At 73.1% G+C, this 18,922-nt stretch carries 12 protein-coding genes and 1 pseudogene; 6 read left to right on the forward strand and 7 right to left on the reverse strand.

What is annotated here, in order from left to right:
• Window positions 1–3 precede the first annotated feature (3 nt).
• The 3 genes from ABD269_RS24475 to ABD269_RS24485 are packed head-to-tail and all read right to left on the reverse strand — an operon-like array spanning window position 4 to window position 5,923.
• Window positions 4–615, reverse strand: coding sequence for a hypothetical protein (locus tag ABD269_RS24475; protein ID WP_344121058.1), 612 nt, complete (start codon window positions 613–615; stop codon window positions 4–6).
• Window positions 612–980, reverse strand: coding sequence for a hypothetical protein (locus ABD269_RS24480; RefSeq protein WP_344121060.1), 369 nt, complete (start codon window positions 978–980; stop codon window positions 612–614). The genes ABD269_RS24475 and ABD269_RS24480 overlap by 4 nt, the downstream gene beginning before the upstream one ends.
• Entirely contained in the window at window positions 977–5,923 is a 4,947-nt protein-coding gene (locus tag ABD269_RS24485; protein ID WP_344121062.1) for an HD domain-containing protein, read from the reverse strand. The genes ABD269_RS24480 and ABD269_RS24485 overlap by 4 nt, the downstream gene beginning before the upstream one ends.
• Before the next feature lie 204 nt (window positions 5,924–6,127).
• Here ABD269_RS24485 and ABD269_RS24490 point away from each other — a divergent pair, with 204 nt between their 5' ends.
• From ABD269_RS24490 to ABD269_RS24515, 6 genes and pseudogenes are all read left to right on the forward strand, one after another.
• The gene (locus ABD269_RS24490; RefSeq protein ID WP_344121064.1) at window positions 6,128–7,135 is read left to right on the forward strand and encodes a LacI family DNA-binding transcriptional regulator; all 1,008 of its coding nucleotides are present in this window, start codon (window positions 6,128–6,130) and stop codon (window positions 7,133–7,135) included.
• Between the two features lie 13 nt (window positions 7,136–7,148).
• Window positions 7,149–8,720 (forward strand): sugar ABC transporter ATP-binding protein, encoded by a 1,572-nt coding sequence (locus tag ABD269_RS24495; protein ID WP_344121066.1) that lies wholly within the window; start codon window positions 7,149–7,151, stop codon window positions 8,718–8,720.
• Window positions 8,710–10,601: pseudogene (locus ABD269_RS24500) on the forward strand (ABC transporter permease/substrate-binding protein). The gene ABD269_RS24495 and the pseudogene ABD269_RS24500 overlap by 11 nt, the downstream one beginning before the upstream one ends.
• A gap of 27 nt (window positions 10,602–10,628) precedes the next feature.
• Window positions 10,629–11,531, forward strand: coding sequence for a ribokinase (locus ABD269_RS24505; protein ID WP_344122060.1), 903 nt, complete (start codon window positions 10,629–10,631; stop codon window positions 11,529–11,531).
• A gap of 196 nt (window positions 11,532–11,727) precedes the next feature.
• Window positions 11,728–12,231: a hypothetical protein gene (locus tag ABD269_RS24510; RefSeq protein ID WP_162890441.1), complete on the forward strand. Its 504-nt coding sequence runs from the start codon at window positions 11,728–11,730 to the stop codon at window positions 12,229–12,231.
• Window positions 12,232–12,264: 33 nt separating this feature from the next.
• Window positions 12,265–12,510, forward strand: a complete 246-nt coding sequence (locus ABD269_RS24515; protein WP_425572969.1) for a hypothetical protein — start codon at window positions 12,265–12,267, stop codon at window positions 12,508–12,510.
• On the opposite strand, the gene ABD269_RS24520 is transcribed toward ABD269_RS24515, so the two are convergent.
• The 4 genes from ABD269_RS24520 to ABD269_RS24535 form a co-directional block, all read right to left on the reverse strand.
• Window positions 12,497–14,581, reverse strand: a complete 2,085-nt coding sequence (locus ABD269_RS24520) for a SpoIIE family protein phosphatase (protein ID WP_344121069.1) — start codon at window positions 14,579–14,581, stop codon at window positions 12,497–12,499. The genes ABD269_RS24515 and ABD269_RS24520 overlap by 14 nt on opposite strands.
• Before the next feature lie 220 nt (window positions 14,582–14,801).
• A complete protein-coding gene (locus ABD269_RS24525) occupies window positions 14,802–15,239 on the reverse strand; it encodes an ATP-binding protein (RefSeq protein WP_301891139.1) in 438 nt (145 codons plus the stop codon).
• Between the two features lie 419 nt (window positions 15,240–15,658).
• Complete coding sequence (locus ABD269_RS24530; RefSeq protein WP_344121072.1) at window positions 15,659–16,306, reverse strand: DUF4360 domain-containing protein; 648 nt, start codon at window positions 16,304–16,306, stop codon at window positions 15,659–15,661.
• Window positions 16,307–16,861: 555 nt separating this feature from the next.
• Window positions 16,862–18,859 carry an ABC transporter ATP-binding protein gene (locus ABD269_RS24535; protein WP_344121074.1) on the reverse strand — a complete coding sequence of 666 codons (1,998 nt, stop codon included), beginning with the start codon at window positions 18,857–18,859 and terminating at the stop codon, window positions 16,862–16,864.
• Window positions 18,860–18,922 lie beyond the last annotated feature (63 nt).

Consider the following 18,922-nt stretch of genomic DNA (forward strand, 5'->3'; position numbering starts at 1 on the left):
CGGTCAGCGTCCCGGGCAGCTCCCGACCGGTTCCACCGAGGTCACCGACGCCGCCGGGATCACCCGGAGCAGGCGCTCACGGCCCTCGCCCGTCCAGACCGCCGTGCCCCGCGCGCCCGCGTCCGCGAGCTCGCCGCACACCGTGGCCGCCGGGGTGGTGACCCGGACGAGGTGCTCCGCGGCGGCGCCCGTCGTCGACCAGGCCACGGCGACCGCGGCGGCGACCAGCACGAGGCCCGTCACACAGCAGACGGCCGCGGTCACGATGCGCCGGGTGACGCGGACGACTTCGCGCTCGGTCCACGCGCGCAGCGCCTGGCCACCGAGCGTGATCTCATCGCCGGGGCGCCCGTAGGAGGCGCGTACGGCAAGGAGGGAGCCCGCGGCCAGGAGGAGGAACGCGGCGGCCAGCAGGGCCGTCGCCGCCACGCGGGCGGCGGACGGGAGGCCGTCGAGGTTGTCGCGGCCCTTGAGGACGACGAGGACGGCGAACAGGGCGGTGAGACCGGTCAGTCCGGTGCGCCAGCCCTCCGCCTGGCGACGCAGTTCGGGGAGCTGCCGGAGCTCCAGCTCGCGCGCCAGCTCCGCCCACCGCCGGTCCGTCGACCCGCTCACGGTCCGCCACCGGACGCGGTGTCGCGCACGCGCCAGCTCGCACCGCAGCCGACGAAGACGGCGTCGGCGGGCTGCCGGGGGTGGGGGTAGCCGCACTCGCAGAAGAGAACTTCGGTCGCGAGCGGATCGGCGTCGTCGGCCGCCGGGGTCCGGTGCAGGAGGCGGGAGAGCACACCCTTCGTGCCGGTGCCCGGCACGCCGCGCCGGAACTCCGTGGCCGTGCGCCCCCGGCAGCAGGGGCAGTGGCCCTCGACGACGACGGCGCGGCCGTCGGGGCCAGTGCGCCGGCTGAAGTCCGCGGGGACCTCGCCGAGGTCGCGTTCGGCGTAGACGGTGGCGAAGTCGTGGACAGGGGCGGCGGTCATGCGTCCTCCGGGGCGGGGAGTGCGGTGAGGTCGAGCGTGAACATCCGCGCGTAGAGCCGGAGTCGGGCCGTGACCCAGGCTTCGGTCTCCTCGATCTCGCGGGCCACGAGGGTCACATGGCGCGGGGGCACGCGGCCGGCGAGGGCGGGCAGCCGCCCGTCCAGGTGGACCGAGAGGATGGCCAGGTCCTGCCAGAGGGGGACGAGGTCCGGGGCGTGGGGGATGTCCGGCGCGGGGCCGAGGGGTGCGTAGGGCGCGATGCGCGCCCACGTGCGGCCGATGTCCTCGCCGAGGCGGCCCGCGATGCTGACGAGGTCGAGGGGGCACAGGGGTTCGGACGGCGGGGAGACCCGGTACGTACTGCCCAGAGCGAGCAGATCACGTCTGTCCGGAACGCCGGTGCGCAGGGAATCCAGCGCTTCCGGGGCGAGTTCGGGGATGAGGGCGCCGAGGGCGCGCAGCGGTGCGAGACGGCCGTACGCGGAGGCGGCGTCGGTGGTGGTGTGGTGGGCGTATGTGGCAAGCCTGATGGGTGAGAGCGGTTCCCAGTGGGGTGTTTCCTCCTCGTTGGTGTTCCAGTTGTCGAGGAGAATCCCCTCGTGCTGGGACGGGCGATGAACGGAGAGAGCTTCCGGGAGCTCCGGCACGCTCAGCCCGAACGGTCCGGCCTCCTGCCGGGCCAGCCGCCACAGCTCTCCCAGCGGCTCCTGGAGCTGCACGCCCGCGGCGAAGAGCACGCTGGAGGTGATGTGCGGCGCGGGGGAGGTGCCGTCGTCGTTCCACGGGTTCTTGCCGGACAGCACCACTTGGGTCAGAGGCGGCAGCTCCTCCCACCGATGAATCAGTTCGATGGTGTCCGGAACCGTCAGCCCGATCGCCCGTATCTCGGAGACGGCCCTGTCGAATTCCTCGCGGCTCGCCCCACGAGGTCGGCATGCGTAGAGCGTCTCCATGTCGATACTGTCGTCCAGGGTGAATCGCCACTCGTACGCGATCGCCTCCATGATGCGAGCGCACTCCCGGGACACCGGAGCACCACCGACGGGCACACCCCGGGACCTGTGCCGATAGGTCACGCCGAGGCGGTCGGTCGCGATGATCAGTTCAACATGGGCGTCGCAGAAGGGAATTCCGCGTTTCGCGGACAGCACGAAGGCCGCCTCCCAGCCCACGACGAGGGTCCCGTCGCCCAGGTGTCTCCCGTGCTCCCCCAGCACGGCGACGATGTCGTCCTCCAGACTCATCCATCTGTCGACCTCGTCGGCGGACGGCACAGGCCAGCCGAGCCAGGCGAACGCGGCCAAGTGCTCCAGCACCGCGCCCGGTGGAACGTCCAGCCGGGTGGCGACCTCGCGCACGTCCCACGGCCCGACGATCTGGCTCATGACCCCGATACCCCCGGGTCGCCGGGTGTACAGCAGGCGCTCATCCGCGTCACTGCACACGTGGTGTTCGTGGTGCTCGGGTGCGCGGGGAACCGGTCCTGTCAGAATCGGCGCATAGCGCAGGCATCTGCGGGTGAGCTGCCCGAGCGTCAAACCGTGCTGCCAGGACAGCTTCACCAGTCCCTCGAGCCTCCCGTCGGCGCCAGCGGAGTCCGTGCCCGGCCGGTCCCGCAGGATGCCCTTCAGCGCGGTGCTGATCTCTTTGTCCATCGGATCCGGCACCCATTCCAGGGCTCCCTCGACGACTTGAGGAGGCGCCAGCCTCGGATGCAGGATCCGCATGCGGCGCAGAGCCCGTACCGCGTCGATCACCGGCGTCGATGCGTCGGCCGCCGCGTCGATCACTTCGGCCCACCCCGGGTTGGCGAATCGCTGGCTCGTCCGTACGACGCCCGCATCACCCGGCACGGGCAACGGGTGCCCAACGAGCGACGAAGGGCTGACCGACGTCTCACCGAGGGGGCCCGGCCCGTCCCACACCGCCACCCGCCATGGTCCGGCGAGATCATTGCCTGTGATCGAGATGGACGTGCCATTCGGCCCGATCACCGTCGCGTCATGTCCGAACCACCCGACCTCGTCAAGGGAAACGCTCTTCCGCCCCTTCCGGTCGAGGTCCACACGCACGCCCTTGCCCCGCAGCTCCTCCCACAGCACACGGGCCACCGGAAGACTCGAACGCTCCAGCTCCCACAGCCATCTCATGGTCAGCCCGGACCATCGCGGCAGTGCCGCGGCCCCCAGCCGCCAGTTCTCCCGCGCCCACTCCTCGTCATGGTCGAGCAGTTGGTTGCGGTTGACACTCAGGATGCCCGCGTGGGTGCCGGTGAGGTTGAGGACGTAGCCGAACGGCTTCTTGTCCGTCGCGACGCCGTCGCAGAGGACGGCCCCTTCCCCGTCGACCCACCACAGCACATCCGGCACGGCCACACAGGGCAGACTCCGTCCGTGCAGTTCGTTCGGCTCCCACGTGTCCCGCGCACCGCTGTCGTCCCGCACCTCCATGTGGAACTCGCTCACCGCGACCAGCTCGCGCATCTTCGCCACGCACGACAGCTCCCCCGATTCGTCGTCGTCGCGCAGATACAGCCGGACGCGCGTTCCGCCCTCCGCGCGGCCGTCCTCCGCGTCGTCGTGCCGCTGGACGCGGAACAGGCTGCCGCTGCTGGGGATGTCGACGTGCAGGGCGTCCCCCGCCACCGCGCCCGAGGGGCCGACGCGGCGGGTGACGATCGTCATCTCGTCCGCCAGCATGAAGTAGCTGAGGACGCCGATGCCGAAGCGGCTGTTCGGGTGGAGCCGCAGGGAGGGGTCGCGGCGCAGCCAGCCGGCCTGCTCGCGGCGGAAGGCGCGGGACTGCTCGAACCGGCTGCCCGCCCGGGTGAAGGTGTTCTTGAGCTGCTCCAGGTCCATGCCGATGCCGTTGTCCCGGCATTCGACGTACCGGCCGCGCCCGTCCACGCCCTGGACGACGGTGATGCGGCCGGACCAGTCGGCGGGGCGGCGGTCCCGGTGGCGCAGATAGCTCCAGCGCATGGCGCGGTAGCGGCAGGCGTCCAGGGCGTTCTGGTAGAGCTCGCGGAGGGCGAGGGCGGGGTCGCCGTAGAGCTGACGTCCCATCAGGAGGTCGCGGACCTCGGTCTGGGCCAGGTGGAAGCGGAGCAGGGGGACTTCGTACGCCTTGCGGCCCTGACAGCTGCGCGGGCGCAGGCCGCGGGCCGTCACCCGGGCGGGCACCGCGGCCAGCAGGTCCGCCTCGTCCGACGGGAGGGCGGCCGCCAGTTCGCGGGTGAGCGCGGCCAGCCGGTCCGCGCGCTCGACGATCTCGGTGAGGGCGGCGTGCACGGCCTGGTGGGGGCAGAGGACGTCGAGGTGGAGGCCGTCGCCGTCGGCCGTCCAGTCCAGGCAGTGGCGGGCCAGTTCGAGGATGCCCTCGGGCCGCACCGGGTCCGTGACGGCGAGGTGGTCGGCGATGATGTCGGGGAAGGTGCGGACGTCGGCGGCGAGGGCGGCGGCCAGGCGCAGCAGCGCGCTCAGCGGGCGGATACGGAGGGGCTGGCGCCGTTCGGGCAGGCGCACGGTGCGGGCCGGGCAGTCCTGTCCGTCGTCGAGGGGGGTGTCGAGGCCGATGCCCGCGGCGAGGGAGGCGAGGGTGGCGGAGAGTTCGCCGACCCGGTCGGAGTCGCCGCTCCCGGCGTCGAGCAGGCCGGCGGCGAGCCGGTCGCACAGGTCGGCGGGGACGGGTTCCTCGTCGGTCTCGAAGCGTTCGGCGATCCAGCGGTGCACCAGCCACAGGGCGACGGCGTGTTCGTCCTCGGTCCGGCCGCGGCCGGCGCAGGCGGCCTGCTTGCGTGCGACGTGGGCGTAGTGGTCGCGCAGTTGCTCCAGGTGTCGGCGCTGCTGGCCCGCGCCGGGGAGCCGCCCGGGGCTGAGCGGTTCGGCCTCCTCGGCCTCGGCCAGGCGCCGGGCCCACGCGGCCTCGCGCAGGAAGGGGGCCGCGGCCAGGGCCGCCACTTCCAGGGCCGACAGCCGGGGCGCGTGCGACAGCAGGGGCAGCAGGGCGCGGCGCAACAGCCGTACGGGGAAGTCCTCGTCGGCCCAGGGGTCGGGCAGCGACTCCTGGGCGAGGCGGACCTCGCGGGCGCAGGATTCGACCAGGGCGGCCAGGGCGGCCCGGAGCCGGGGCGCGCTCGGCGCGGTGGCGGGGTCGACGAGTCTCCACAGGTCGTCGTCCTCCACGGCGGCCCGCCACTCCTCCAGCAGCAGGCGGCCTTCGCAGACGCGCGCGGCCCGGGTCTCCTCCTCCAGGTCCGTGCCGTAGCGGATCCACACCCTCTGGGTCATGCCGTGGCGGTGCGCGGTGCGGGCGGTGCGGGTGCGGGCCTCCTCGAACACCTCCTGGACGGTCTGCGGCGCCGACAGCGAGCCCAGCGCCCGGACCAGCCCCCGGGTGAAGAAGCTGCCTTCGGACGTACAGCCGCACCGTTCGCCGGGCGAGCAGCCGACCATGAGGGCGAACCGCCCACCCGGCGGCCCCTTGACGATGCCGCTGCCGAACGCCCCCTCCGCTCCGGGCAGTTCCTTGCGGCAGGCGTCGATGAGCCACAGGACGGTTCCGGCGCGGCAGCCCTTGAGGTATCTGCTGATGTCGGCGGGGAGGAGCGTGTCGAGGTAGGGCTCCTGCCAGACGCCGTCGGGGGGTGCCTGGGCGTCGGCCGGGACGAGGTAGTCGGTGTCGCCGTGGCGCACCCCGTGGCCGGTGAAGTAGAGCAGCAGCGTGCCGTCCTCGGGGACGGCGCCGGCCGTCTCGAAGATGCGGGTGCCGATGGCCGGGCCCCCGGCCCCGGACAGGGTCTCGACGTCGTAGCCGGACTCCTCCAGTGCCGCCCGCATGGCGCGCAGGTCGGCCTCGACCGCCTCGTCCAGGGCGTCGAACTCGCCGAGCGCGGCGGGCGAGCGGGCGACGCCGATCAGCAGCGCCTTGCGGACCTGTGCCATGGGCCTCTCCTTGCCGTGAAGGGACCATGATGACAGGGGAGTTGGCCGGTCAGGGACGGTTCCGCGGATGGGCCGACCGCGCACCCGCACCCCGGGAGCCGTGACGCGCGTCACGTTTGCGACATCTTGACGGGCCACCCGTGCAATCGATTACCTGAGCCGCACGAAATCGATTACATCCCCGGCCCCCACCTGTGGAGCACCATGGCGAACATCAAGGACGTGGCCGAGCGCGCCGGGGTGTCCGTCGCGACCGTCTCGCGGGTGCTCAACGGCCGCTCCCCCGTCGCCGAGACCCGCGACCGGGTCCTCGCGGCCGTGGCGGAGCTCGGCTACCGGCCCAACGTGGTCGCCCGCGCGCTGCGCACCGCCCGCACCCGCACGCTGGGCCTGGTCATCAGCGACCTGCGCAACCCCTTCTTCACCGAACTCGCCGACGCCGTCGAGCAGGAGGCCCGCCGACTCGGCTACAGCCTGATCATCGGCAACGCCGGGGAGAGCCCGGAGCAGCAGGACGACTACATCCGTACGCTTCTGGACCGGCGCATCGACGGCCTGATGGTCAGCTCCGCGGGCACCGGGTCGGCGATGCTCCGCGAGGTCGTCTCCCGTGACACCCCGCTCGTCCTCCTCGACCGCGCCGTTCCCGGCATCGCCGCACCCTGCGTCCGCGCGGAGGGCCGCCAGGCGCTCACCGACCTCGCCGCGCACCTGGCGGCGCTGGGGCGGCGCAGGCCCGCCGTCATCGTCGCGCCCGCCGGGACGCCCATCGGCGAGGAGCGGCTCGAGCTGTTCCGTACGGCCCTGGCCGGGCACCGGATCGACCTGCCCGGGGAACGGATCGTCTCCTCGCCCGACCTCTCCCCCACCGGCGGGCAGCGGATGATGCGCACCCTGCTCGACCTGCCGGAACCCCCGGACGCCGTGCTGGCCACGGACAACCTGATGGCGCTCGGCGCGCTGGACGAGGTGCGGGCACGGGGCCTGCGCATCCCCGGCGACGTGGCGCTGGTGGCCTTCGACGACGTGGCGTGGTTCGCGCACACCGATCCGCCGCTCACCGCCGTCGCCCAGCCGACGCGGGAGCTGGGCCGGGCCGCCGTGCACACGCTCCTGGAGCGCATCGAGGGGCGCGAGGCCCCCTCCGTCCTGCTGCCCGCGCAGCTCGTACCCCGCCGCTCGTGCGGCGAACAGCCAGAGACACGTCATTAGAGAGGGGCAGCGCATGACCGGCGTCAACGACGACGTACCGGCCGGCGGCCGCGAACTGCTGCGGGTGGAAGGGGTCACGAAGTCCTTCCCCGGCGTCCGGGCGCTGGACGGCGTGGACCTGAGCCTGCGGGCCGGCGAGGTGCACGTCCTGCTGGGGGAGAACGGCGCGGGCAAGAGCACCCTCATCAAGATGCTCTCCGGCGCCCACCGGCCCGACGAGGGCCGCATCCTGGTCGACGGCCGGGAGGCCGTCATCCGCTCCGCGCAGGACGCCGAGCGCCTCGGCATCGCCACCATCCACCAGGAGTTCAACCTCGTCCCCGGGCTCACCGTCGCGGAGAACATCTTCCTGGGGCGGCAGCCGCGCACCGCGCTCGGCCTCGTCGACCGGCGCGAGATGCGGGCCCGCGCCGCGGAGCTGCTGCGCCGGGTGCGCCTGGACGTCTCCCCTGCCACGCCCGTGGCCGAACTCGGCATCGCCCGGCTCCAGATGGTGGAGATCGCCAAGGCGCTCAGCCTGGACGCCCGCGTCCTGATCATGGACGAGCCGACCGCGGTCCTCACCTCCGAGGAGGTCGCCACGCTCTTCGGCATCGTCCGTGAGCTGCGGGAGGCCGGCGTCGGCGTCATCTTCATCACCCACCACCTGGACGAGATCGCCGCGCTCGGGGACCGGGTCACGGTGCTGCGCGACGGGCGCTCGGTGACCGAGGTGCCGGCCTCGACCGACGAGGACGAGCTCATCCGGCTCATGGTCGGCCGCGACATCGCCGAGCAGTATCCGCGGCGGCGCCCCGAGGGGCCGGGCGCGCCCCTGCTGAGGGTGCGCGGGCTGACCCGCGCGGGGGCGTTCGCCGACATCGGCTTCGAGGTGCGGGCCGGTGAAGTGGTGGGCCTGGCCGGGCTGGTGGGCGCGGGCCGCACCGAGGTCGCGCGGGCGCTGTTCGGCGTGGACCGCTACGACGCGGGCACCGTCGAGGTGGACGGCCGGGCGCCGGCCCGCGGTGACGTACGGGCCGCGATGCGGGCCGGGCTCGGGCTCGTCCCCGAGGACCGCAAGGGCCAGGGCCTGCTCCTGGACGCCTCGTTGCGCGACAACCTCACCCTGGCCCGGCTCGACCGCGACACCCGCGGCGGGTTCGTGGACCGGCGGGCGCAGCGCCGCGAGGCGGCGGCGGTGGCCGAGCGGCTGAAGGTGCGGATGAGCGGTCTCGAGCAGTCGGCGCGCACCCTGTCGGGCGGCAACCAGCAGAAGATCGTCATCGGCAAGTGGCTGCTGGCGGGCGCCCGGCTGCTGATCCTCGACGAGCCGACGCGCGGCATCGACGTCGGCGCGAAGGTCGAGATCTATCAGCTCGTCAACGAGCTGACGGCGGCGGGCTGCGCGGTCCTGATGATCTCCAGCGACCTGCCGGAGGTCCTCGGGATGAGCGACCGGGTGCTGGTGATGGCCCAGGGCCGGATCGTCGGCGAGCTGGCGGGCGAGGAGGCCACGCAGGACGCGGTGATGGAACTGGCGGTCCGCTCGCCCGGTGGCGTGGGAAACAGGAACGAGAGCGCGATGGAGGGCTCCGATGTCGGCTGAGGTGCTTGCGGCGCCCGGGAGCACTCCCGGGCAGTGGTTCACCAGGGCGGTGCTGCGCAACGGCCCGCTGGGCGGGCTGATCGCCCTGACCGTGGTGATGGCGGTGCTGTCCCGGGACTTCCTGAACGGGCAGAACCTCCTCAACGTCGGTGTGCAGGCGTCGGTGACGGCGATCCTCGCGTTCGGCGTGACGTTCGTGATCGTGTCGGCGGGCATCGACCTGTCCGTCGGCTCGGTGGCCGCGCTGTCGGCGACGGTGGTCGGCTGGGCCGCCACGTCGCAGGGCCTGCCGGTGGTGGTGGCGGTGCCGCTCGGCCTCGCGGTGGGCGCGGTGGCCGGGCTGGTCTCCGGCGCGCTCGTCGCGTACGGCCGGCTCCCCGCCTTCATCGCCACGCTGGCGATGCTGTCGGTGGGCCGCGGCCTCGCGCTCGTGATCTCGGGCGGCTCCCCGATCGCCTTCCCCGCCTCGCTCGGCCGGCTCGGTGACACCCTCGGCGGCTGGCTGCCGGTGCCCGTGCTCGTGATGGTCGCCATGGGGGCGGTCGCGGCGCTGGTCCTGGCGCGGACGTACACGGGGCGCGCGATGTTCGCGATCGGCGGCAACGAGGAGGCGGCCCGCCTTTCGGGCATCGACGTGCGGCGCCGCAAGCTCGTCATCTACGCCCTCTCCGGGCTGTTCGCCGCGGTGGCGGGCATCGTGCTGGCCTCCCGGCTGACCTCGGCGCAGCCGCAGGCCGCCGTCGGCTACGAGCTGGACGCCATCGCCGCCGTCGTCATCGGCGGGGCGAGCCTGTCCGGCGGCTCGGGCAAGGCGTCGGGCACGCTGATCGGCGCGCTGATCCTCGCGGTGCTCCGCAACGGGCTCAACCTGCTGTCGGTGTCGGCCTTCTGGCAGCAGGTCGCGACGGGGCTGGTCATCGCGCTGGCCGTGCTGCTCGACACGCTGCGCCGCCGGAGCGCGCGATGAGGGGGCGCGCGGGTGCGGTGGCCGCGGCGGCGGTGCTGGCCGGTTCCCTCGCGCTGAGCGGCTGCGACCGCGGCGGCCACACGGATCTGGGGCTCGCCCTGTCCACGATGAACAACCCGTTCTTCGTCGGCATCAAGGAGGGCGCGCAGGCGGAGGCGAAGGCCCGCGGCCTGAAGATCAACATCACGGACGCGCAGAACGACCCGACCCAGCAGATCAATCAGATGGAGACGTTCACCAGCCAGAACGTCAAGGCGGCGGTCATCAACCCCGTCGACTCCGACGCCGCGGTGCCCGCGGTGGGTGTCGCCAACCGCGCGGACGTCCCGGTGATCTCCATCGACCGCGGGGTCAACGGCGGCAAGGTCGGCTCGACGATCGCCTCCGACAACGTCGCGGGCGGGCGGCTGGCGGCGAAGGCGCTCGCCGAAGCGGTCGGCGGCAAGGGGAAGGTGGCGTTCCTGGAGGGCCTGCCGGGCACGTCGGCCGCCCGTGAGCGCGGCAAGGGCTTCGAGGAGGGCATCCGGGCCTGGCCGGGCATCGAGGTCGTCGCCCGGCAGCCCGCGGACTTCGACCGCACCAAGGGCATGGACGTCATGGCGAACATGCTCCAGGCGCACGGAGACATCGCCGGGGTCTTCGCCGCCAACGACGAGATGGCGCTCGGCGCGTCCAAGGCGCTGGGCTCCGCGTCCGGCAAGGTGAAGGTCGTCGCCTTCGACGGCACGCCGGACGGCATCGCGGCCGTACGGGACGGGGCCCTGACCGCGACCGTCGCCCAGCAGCCCAGGCTGCTCGGCAAGCAGGCCGTGGACTGGGCGGTCCGGGCCGCGGAGGGCAAGCCGCTGCCGCGCGAGGTGAAGGTTCCCGTGGTGCTGGTGACCCGGGAGAACGCCACGGCCTTCACGGGCTGAGAGGGTGGGAACGTGAACGAGAAGAAGATGTACGACGTGCTGGTCGTGGGCTCGGCCAACGCGGATCTGACGGTCCGGGTGAACCGGCGGCCGGGCGCGGGCGAGACGGCGCTGGGCACCGACCTGGTCGAGTCGGCCGGCGGCAAGGGCGCCAATCAGGCCGCCGCGGCCGCCCGGCTCGGGGTCCGTACGGCCCTGCTGGCGAAGGTCGGTGACGACGCCTACGGCGAGCTGCTGCTGGCCGCCCAGCGCGCGGCCGGCACCGGGCTGCGGCACGTCCTGGTGGAGAAGGGCGCGCGGACCGGCACCGCGATGATCGTCGTCGACCCGGACGGCGACAACAGCATCGTGGTCTCGCCCGGCGCCAACGCGCTCCTCTCCCCGGCGGAGGTGGCCGCGGCCCGCGAGGTGATCGCCGCGTCGGCGGTGGTCTCCCTGCAGCTGGAGATCCCGTACGGGACGGTACGGGAGGTGGTCCGCATCGCGCGGGAGACCGGCACCCGGGTCGTGCTCAACCCTTCCCCGACGCCGGAGGAGCTGGACCCCGAATTCTTCGCCGCGGCCGATCCGTTGATCGTCAACAAGCACGAGGCCAGGTGGCTCACCCAGCTGCACTGCGGGGGGCCCGACGAATGGGCCCGCGCGCTGCGGAAGGCGGGGGCCCGCTCGGTCGTGATCACCCTCGGCGAGCGCGGTGCACTCGTCCTGGAGGAGGGCGCGGCGGAGCCGGTGCGACTGCCGGGGATCGAGGTCGAGGCCGTGGACACCACCGGCGCGGGCGACGCGTTCACGGGCGCGCTGGCGGGCCGGCTGGCGGCGGGAACTTCGCTGGTGGAAGCGGCGCGGTTCGCCGTGCGGGTGGGTGCGGCGGCGGTGACCAAGCCCGGTGCGCAGCCGTCGTATCCGACGCTTTCGGAGCTCCCCGGGTAGCCGGGGAGCGGCCCGGAAGTTCGGATATCGTCAACTCCGTTCAACTATCGAACATTTGGCTATATCTCGCGGGTAACAATGTGTCGACAGACGGTCGCTCCGCGATACCGTCGGCGTCGAGGTGAACGCAGCGCCGGGCGGGACGGATGGGGGAACTCCGGGCCCGGGCTGCTCCGACTCGATCTGGAGGATCGACATGTTCCGTGACCGTCCCCGCCGCACGATGAGCATCGCCGCCGCCGCGGTGGCAGCCGCCGGCGCCGTGACGATCAGCGTGCTGTCCCTGCAACCCGCCGCGGCGGACGGGGAGAAGGATCTCCGCCTGACGACGGTGCAGAAGGTCGGCACCGAGCCGGAGCACCCCCGGACCGGGGACCGCTGGGTGACCTACTTCGACCTGCACTCCACGACCACGGACAAGGACGGCAAGGAGCGCGCGGGCAAGCGCGTCGGCGACGCGAGCGACCGCTGCGACGTGGTCCTGGCCCGCTACGAGGGCACGGTCGTCCAGTGCGAACGCGTCCTGCGCACGGACCAGGGCACCCTCGTCCTGACCTCTCTGACCGACCGCTTCGGCCGCCCGCCCTACCCGACGACGGCCGCGGTGACGGGCGGCACGGGAACGTACGCGGGGGCGACGGGCGAGGCACGCCTGACGCTGAACGGGGACGGGGCGTCGTACCGCATCCAGCTGCGCTGACCTCCGGCCGAACGCCCGGGGCGGAGCCCCCGGTTGCGGGAAGGGGCGGGCGGGCGGGGGCAGGATCCACCGGGCATCGCGCCCCGCACCCTACCGATAGGCAAGCTGTCGCTGAACAAGGCGCATTCGGGCTCGGGTTACCAAGGCTTCTCCCTCCCGCCCGCGCTGGACGCCAATCTGCTCAACATCGACGCCGCCGACCATCTGCGCCTGCGCCGCCTCGTCTCCCAGGGGTTCACGCCCCGCCGCGTGGAGGAGCTGCGCGTCACCGACCGGTAGGCGCGGGCCCCGGCTCGACGCGGGCGATGAGGAGGGCCACGTCGTCCTGGTCGTTGCCGTCGCGCAGGGAGCTCAGCAGCAGGTCGCAGGTCTCCTCCAGGTCGTGGGGGGCGTCGGCGAGGACGGCGAGGAGGGCGTCGAGGCGGGTGTCGATGTCCTCGTCGCGGGTCTCGACCAGGCCGTCGGTGTACATCACGAGCTGATCGCCGGGGGCCAGCCGCAGGCAGACGCTCTCGAAGGGGACGCCGCCGACGCCCAGGGGCGCTCCGGCGGGCAGTTCGATCAGCTCGGGACGGTGGCCGGGGCGTACGAGGGCGGGCGGCAGGTGGCCCGCGGTCGCGATGTGGCACCGGGCGCGGTGCGGGTCGTAGACGGCGTAGACACAGGTGGCGATCATCTGGTCCAGACCGGTGGCAGTGTGGTCGAGGTGGTGCAGCACCCGCGCGGGCTCGATCCCCAGCTGGGAGAGCGTGCGCGCGGCGGTGCGCAGCTGGCCCATCGCCGCGGCCGCGTTGATGCCGCTGCCCATCACGTCGCCGACGACCAGGGCACTCTTCTCCTCCGCCTGCGGGATGACGTCGAACCAGTCGCCGCCGACATTGCCTGCGGTGCCGGCGGGCTGGTAGCGGTAGGCGATCTCCAGGCCCACCGAGTGCACGGGCCGCTGCGGGAGCAGATTGCGCTGGAGGGTGAGGACGGTGCTGCGTTCGCGCTGGTACCAGCGCGCGTTGTCGATGCTGACGGCGGCCCGCGCGGCCAGCTCCCCGGCGAGCGCGATGTCGTCCTCGCCGAAGGGCCGGGGGTTGCCGATGCGCTTGAGGTCCAGCGCGCCGAGCACCTCGCCCCGGGCGATGAGGGGGACCGCGAGATAGGAGCGCAGCCCGGCGTGCGCCAGCAGTTCGGCCGCGTCCCGGTCACGGGCGATGCGCGGCAGGTCGCGGTCGTGCACGCGGGCGACGCACACCGGCCGCCCGGTGGTCACGCACCGGGTGACCAGCCGGTCCGCCGCGTACCGCGCGATCTGCCCCGGCGGGTCGGCGGCGCGGACGGCGTCGGCGGAGTCGGTGGAGGCCACGGCGAGCGCCCGGAAGACGGCGGCGCCCCCGTCCGGCGGGACGGCGCGCCCGCCGGCCAGCACCGTGTCGAGGACGTCGACGGCCGCGACGTCGGCCAGGCCGGGCACCACGGCCTGGGCGAGCTCCTGGGCGGTGCGGTCGAGGTCGAGGGTGGTGCCGATCAGCACGGAGGCGTCGGCGATCAGGGTCGTGCGCCGCCGGGCCTCGTTGTTGGCCCGGTGCCGGTCGGTGACGTCGACGACGGAGGTGGCGAGGCCCAGGGTGCGCCCGGCGGGGTCCTCGAGACGGTAGTACGAGACCAGCTGGGCCTGGTCCTCGGCGGCGCCGCCGCCCGCGCGGCCCACGGCGAACCGGTCGAGCAGCGGGGTGCCGGTCGCCAGCACCTCGCGCATGGCGGACTCGATCTCGGCCACGTCCGCGAGCGGCAGGGCCTCGCCGACGCGGCGGCCGAGGTGTTCCTCGGCGGACAGGCCGTGGATGCGTTCCAGGGCGGGGTTGACCATCACGAAGCGCAGGTCGGTGTCGAGGACGGCGAGGCCGATCGGCGACTGGGCGACCAGCCGGAGCGAGAGGGCGAGGTCCCGTTCGACGTGGCGGAGCACTTCCTGGTCGGTGGCCATCCCGAGCGCGTAGAAGTCGCCGCTGCGGTCCTCCAGCCGCATGTTGCGGAACTCCACCAGGCGGGCGGTGCCGTCCTTGTGCCGGGCGGGGAAGACGCCGGCCCAGGACTCGCCGCCGCCCATCACCTTGGCGAACAGCTCGAGCACCGAGTCCAGGTGCTCGTCGATGACCAGCAGCTGGGCGGCGTAGCGGCCGAGGGCCTCCGCGGCGGTCCAGCCGAAGAGCGCCTCGGCCTGCGGGCTCCACAGGACGATCCGCCCCTTCTGGTCCAGGACGACGGCGGCCACGTTCAGCACGTCCAGCAGGCCGCCCGGCTCGTACGGGGCGCCCGTGGCAGGGCCGGGTTCCGACCGGTACGCGTCGGTCGTCCCCATCGAGGTCCTCCTTCCGCCCGCGGAGGGTGGTGCGGCGGCCTCGCGCCGGTCGGGCCGGACCGGCAGTCCGTGCTCCCCGGGTCTCCCCCGGCTTCTCCGCCATGTCACCGCAGCGACTTCCATGGTCTCTCCGAACCCGCTCGGAGCGCAGCCCGCGGCACAGGGCGCGTTCGCGCGCAAGCCGTGGAGGACGTGGGGAGGAGGGGGCCGCCGGGGGGATCTACCGGGCGAAGGCGGGGAGCGCCAGCGTGAACCAGACGGTCTTGCCGCGGGCGGAGGGCCGGTGGCCCCACCGCGTGGCGATCTGCTCGACGAGCCACATCCCGCGCCCGTTCTCGCTGTCCGGGCCCGCCTCGCCGCACCGCGGCAGGTGCCCGCCGGTGTCGGTGACCTGCGCGATCAGGTGTCCCTGCGCCCGGGTCAGCGCGAGCTCGATGTCGCCGGCGGCGTCGGGCACGTGGACCACGGCGTTGGTGACCAGCTCGGAGAGGAGGAGGGCGGTGTCCCCGGCGAGCTCGTGCAGCCCCCATTCGGCCAGCAGCCCTTCCGAGAACCGGCGGGCGGCGGCCACGGACCGCACGGTCGCGGGCAGCGAGATCGTGCGGGAGGGGTGGGGCGGCGGGTAGTGCGGCTGCCGCCGCGCGGCCGGGCTGTGCATGCACAGGGGGATCCCGGCGGCCCAGGGGGGCCGGGGGCGCGGTGGGGAGGCCGCCCAAGCGGTGACCGGGTCTGGCACGCCGGCAGCGGCGTCGGCCATGTGCGGGGGACTCACGGTGTCGCGGCTGGTTGCAGGCATCTGACTCAATGGCAATCGAGGTAGCGCGAAGGGCGCTGGACGGAGGTGTCTCCGACGCCGGGACGGTCCTGCGGGGGCGGGTTCGGGCCGCTGGTCTTCGCGGTGGTTCCCCCCACATTCGCGCGCTTTCCTCCAGAGGTCTATACCCATAATGTGACCAAGGCCATGCGGAGTGCTATTTCCGCAGGTGGCGCCGGTTGTGTGCGGCGTAAAGTCCCGGCCCGCACCCGGGGCGGCGAGCCTGCGCCCGGCAGGCCCGCCGCCCCTCACAGAAGCCGTGCCTACTTCGGGCACTCCTTCCAGGACAGGTGGTAGGTCGTGTTGAGGTTGCCGTCCGTGGAGTCCATGGTCATATAGCTGGTGGTCTTCGTGGGGTCCGAGGTCCCGGCGTTGACGCGCAGCTCCGTGTTGATGTTGAAGTTGCGCTGCTCACCGCACGGCGCCCAGACCAGCGCGGCGACGTCGACGTTGTCGGTCGCCTGCCAGTTGTCGGCGTAGGAGCCGTTGAAGGTGTGCACGCTGGGGACGGTCTGGGACTGCCCCTGGAAGTAGTACGACGCCTTCTCGGAGCCGGTCGCGCCGCGCTCCAGCTGGGCGTAGCCGCGGTAGTCCGCGCTGGCGATGGCGTAGGTGAAGCCCTGCGGTACGTGGACGATCAGGTTGAGCTGGCAGTTCTTTCTCGCGTCCGTGGGCTTGGACCCGACACCCACCTGCGCGAGGTAGTCGCTGTAGGTGACCGTGAAGGCGGTGTTGTCGGGCGACACGGCCACGGCGGCGGTCCCTTGCGGACAGCCCGAGCCGTTGACGGTCGCTATCTCGATCACGATCTTGTCCGGCGGCGGATTGACGATCACCGAGGGGCCGTACGTGGAGAACGGCGCGCTGAACAGCGCCGCGATCGTTGCCCCTGCTAAAAGACCGGCGGGCATGGCTCTCCAATCGTTGTCCTGGACCGAGCGGATGCATTCCGGCCGGACACCGGGGACGGATTCCGGAAACGGAATGAATGAGAACTGAACATTTCAGGGCATGATCATGACAAGTCACACCCTGAGGGTGACCCGTGGGGACGGGAGCGTTCGAATGGTAGGAGGCGGCACACGGCTCCGCCAGAGTCGGCGTCGGCCATGCGGCCTCTTGGCCGGTATTGACCGACGCCCGACTCCGTTCACTTGGCCGAGAGTTCGGGAAACGCGTGGCTCAAGTGAACACAGATAAAGGAGATGAGAACCGCGGCCGTGATCACACCGAGGCACCCGAAGACATCGCGCAAGGTGCTCGCCAGCGGCCCCAAGGGCGGCCGGTCCGGCCGGGGTTGCGGAGACGAGGGCGGGGGTGACGGAGCCTCGGACGCGGGCACGGACCGGACCGCCGGCGAGGGCGGTGGGGCGGACGGGGAGGGCTGATCGGACGGGGGCCTGGGACGTGGCAGGGACGGAGCGGGGGGCGAGGGCCGGGACGGGGACGGGGCGTCGGTGCGGCCGTCAGGCCTGGGCGGGCTGTGCATGCGGGGAACCATTGCGCCTGGCGGGGTCGGGGACGGATCGCGGAGCGGACTCGATGCCGTACTGGGCGGCCTGGAGCTCGTACATCGAGCGGTACAGCCCGCCTTCGACGGCCATCAGCTCCTCGTGGGTGCCTTCGCCCACGAGGTGCCCGCGGTCCAGTACGTAGATGAGGTCGGCGGTCGCGGTCGCGGCCAGCCGGTGGGTGATCAGCAGAACGGTCGTGCCCTCGTCGGTCAGCGTCCGCAGCGACTGGAACGCCTCCGCCTCGGCCTTCGGGTCCAGCGCGGAGGTGGGTTCGTCCACGATGAGCAGGGGGGCGCGGCGGTAGCGGGCCCGTGCGCTGCCCAGCCGCTGCCACTGGCCGCCGGAGATCTGGGTGCCGCGCTCGAAGCCCTTGATCACCAGGCTGTCCCACTGGTGCGGCAGGGACTTGACGACGTCGGTCGCGTCGGCGTCGGCGGCCGCGCGGTCGATGAGGTCCTGGTCGAGCGGCTGCGCGGAGCGGCCGATGTGGACATTGGCCCGCGCGGTCATGGGCCAGCGGGGGAAGTCCTGGGACAGGACGGCGACCTGGTCGAAGAGCTGGTCGCGGTCGGCCTCCCGGACGTCGACGCCGTTCCAGGACAGACACCCCGACGTCGGCAGATAGAGCCCGGCGACCAGCTTGGAGAGCGTGGTCTTGCCGGAGCCGTTCGCGCCGACCAGGGCGACGACCTTGCCGGGCGGGATGGCCAGGCTGACCTCGTAGAGCGCCGGGGCGGTGGTGTCGGGGTAGACGAAGGAGACCTTCTCCAGCCTGATCTCCCGCACCCCGGCCGCCAGCGGCGTACCGCCCGAGGGGATGGCGTGGCGCTCGGCGGTCCGGCAGGCGTCCTCCAGGTCGCTCAGGTACATGGCCTCCTCGTAAAGGCGGTTGATCTGCATCACCAGGGAAGTGAGGCCGGCGCCGGAGGCGCGCACGGCGATCACGGCGGTGCCGGCGACGGCCAGCGGCACTCCGCCGGAGGCCAGCAGCAGCCACAGCACGCCGTACGCGGCGACGGCCGCCAGCCCGGACAGCGCCGAGGACGCGCTCTGGGTGGCCGCCTGGGCGCGGGCCAGGCGCTGCTGTTCCTTCTCCATGGTGGCCGCCATGTCGTCATAGGCGTCGACGAGCATCCGGCCCGCGCCGTGGACGCGGATCTCGGCGGCGGAGTCCTGGCTGGTCAGCGTGGAGGTGATGACGGAGATGGCGCGCCGGTGCTCGATCCAGGCGTGCCGCGAGGCGTACTGGCGGCGGGCCGAGACCACCGCGCCCCAGCCCTTGGGCGCCGCGATCAGCAGCAGCATGAACATCAGGGACGGGTGCAGCAGGGCCAGCACGCCGGCCGCGGAGACCAGCCCGATCAGGGCGTTGACGACGAGCACCGAGGAACCGAGCATCATCCGCACCGAGTCGGTGCCGAAGCGGCCGGCGTCGAGCTTGCGGTGGAAGTCCTTGTTCTCCAGCGTCGCGAGCTCCACCCGGACCGCGGTGCGGTAGAAGCGGGCGGTGCACACCCGCTCCACCTTGGGCTCCAGCTGCCCGGCGGCGGCCACGGAGACCGAGGCGAGCAGCGCGGAGGCCGCGGTGACCGCGGTGACGGCCAGGAGGGCGGGCACCGCGCGGTGGATCCGCTCGGGGGTGGGCCCGGCGGCGAAGAGGGCGACGAGCACCTGGTTGGTGGCCACCAGCCCGAAGGCGCGGGCGCCGCCCTGCCCCAGCTCGGCGCCCAGCAGGGTGAGCAGCGCCGCGGGGTCCTCGCGCCAGGCGGCCTTGGCGACGGTGCCGACCATGGCCGGGAACTGCCGCGCCATCGACCGGAAGGTGAGCCTCAGCAGGGGCCGTTCACGGTTCGCGAACGGCGCGTCGCACCGCAAGGCGCCGCCGAACAGCAGCAGTTCGCTCGCCGAGACGGGGATCGCGCGTGATGTCCGCCATTTGATGGCCGTCATCGTGCCTCCGGCGCGCCACTCGCCGCGGCTTCCTGGGGCTTCGGTGCGGCGGCCCGTGGCCGG

Source organism: Streptomyces blastmyceticus, from assembly GCF_039521185.1.
Classification (GTDB): Bacteria; Actinomycetota; Actinomycetes; order Streptomycetales; family Streptomycetaceae; genus Streptomyces; species Streptomyces blastmyceticus.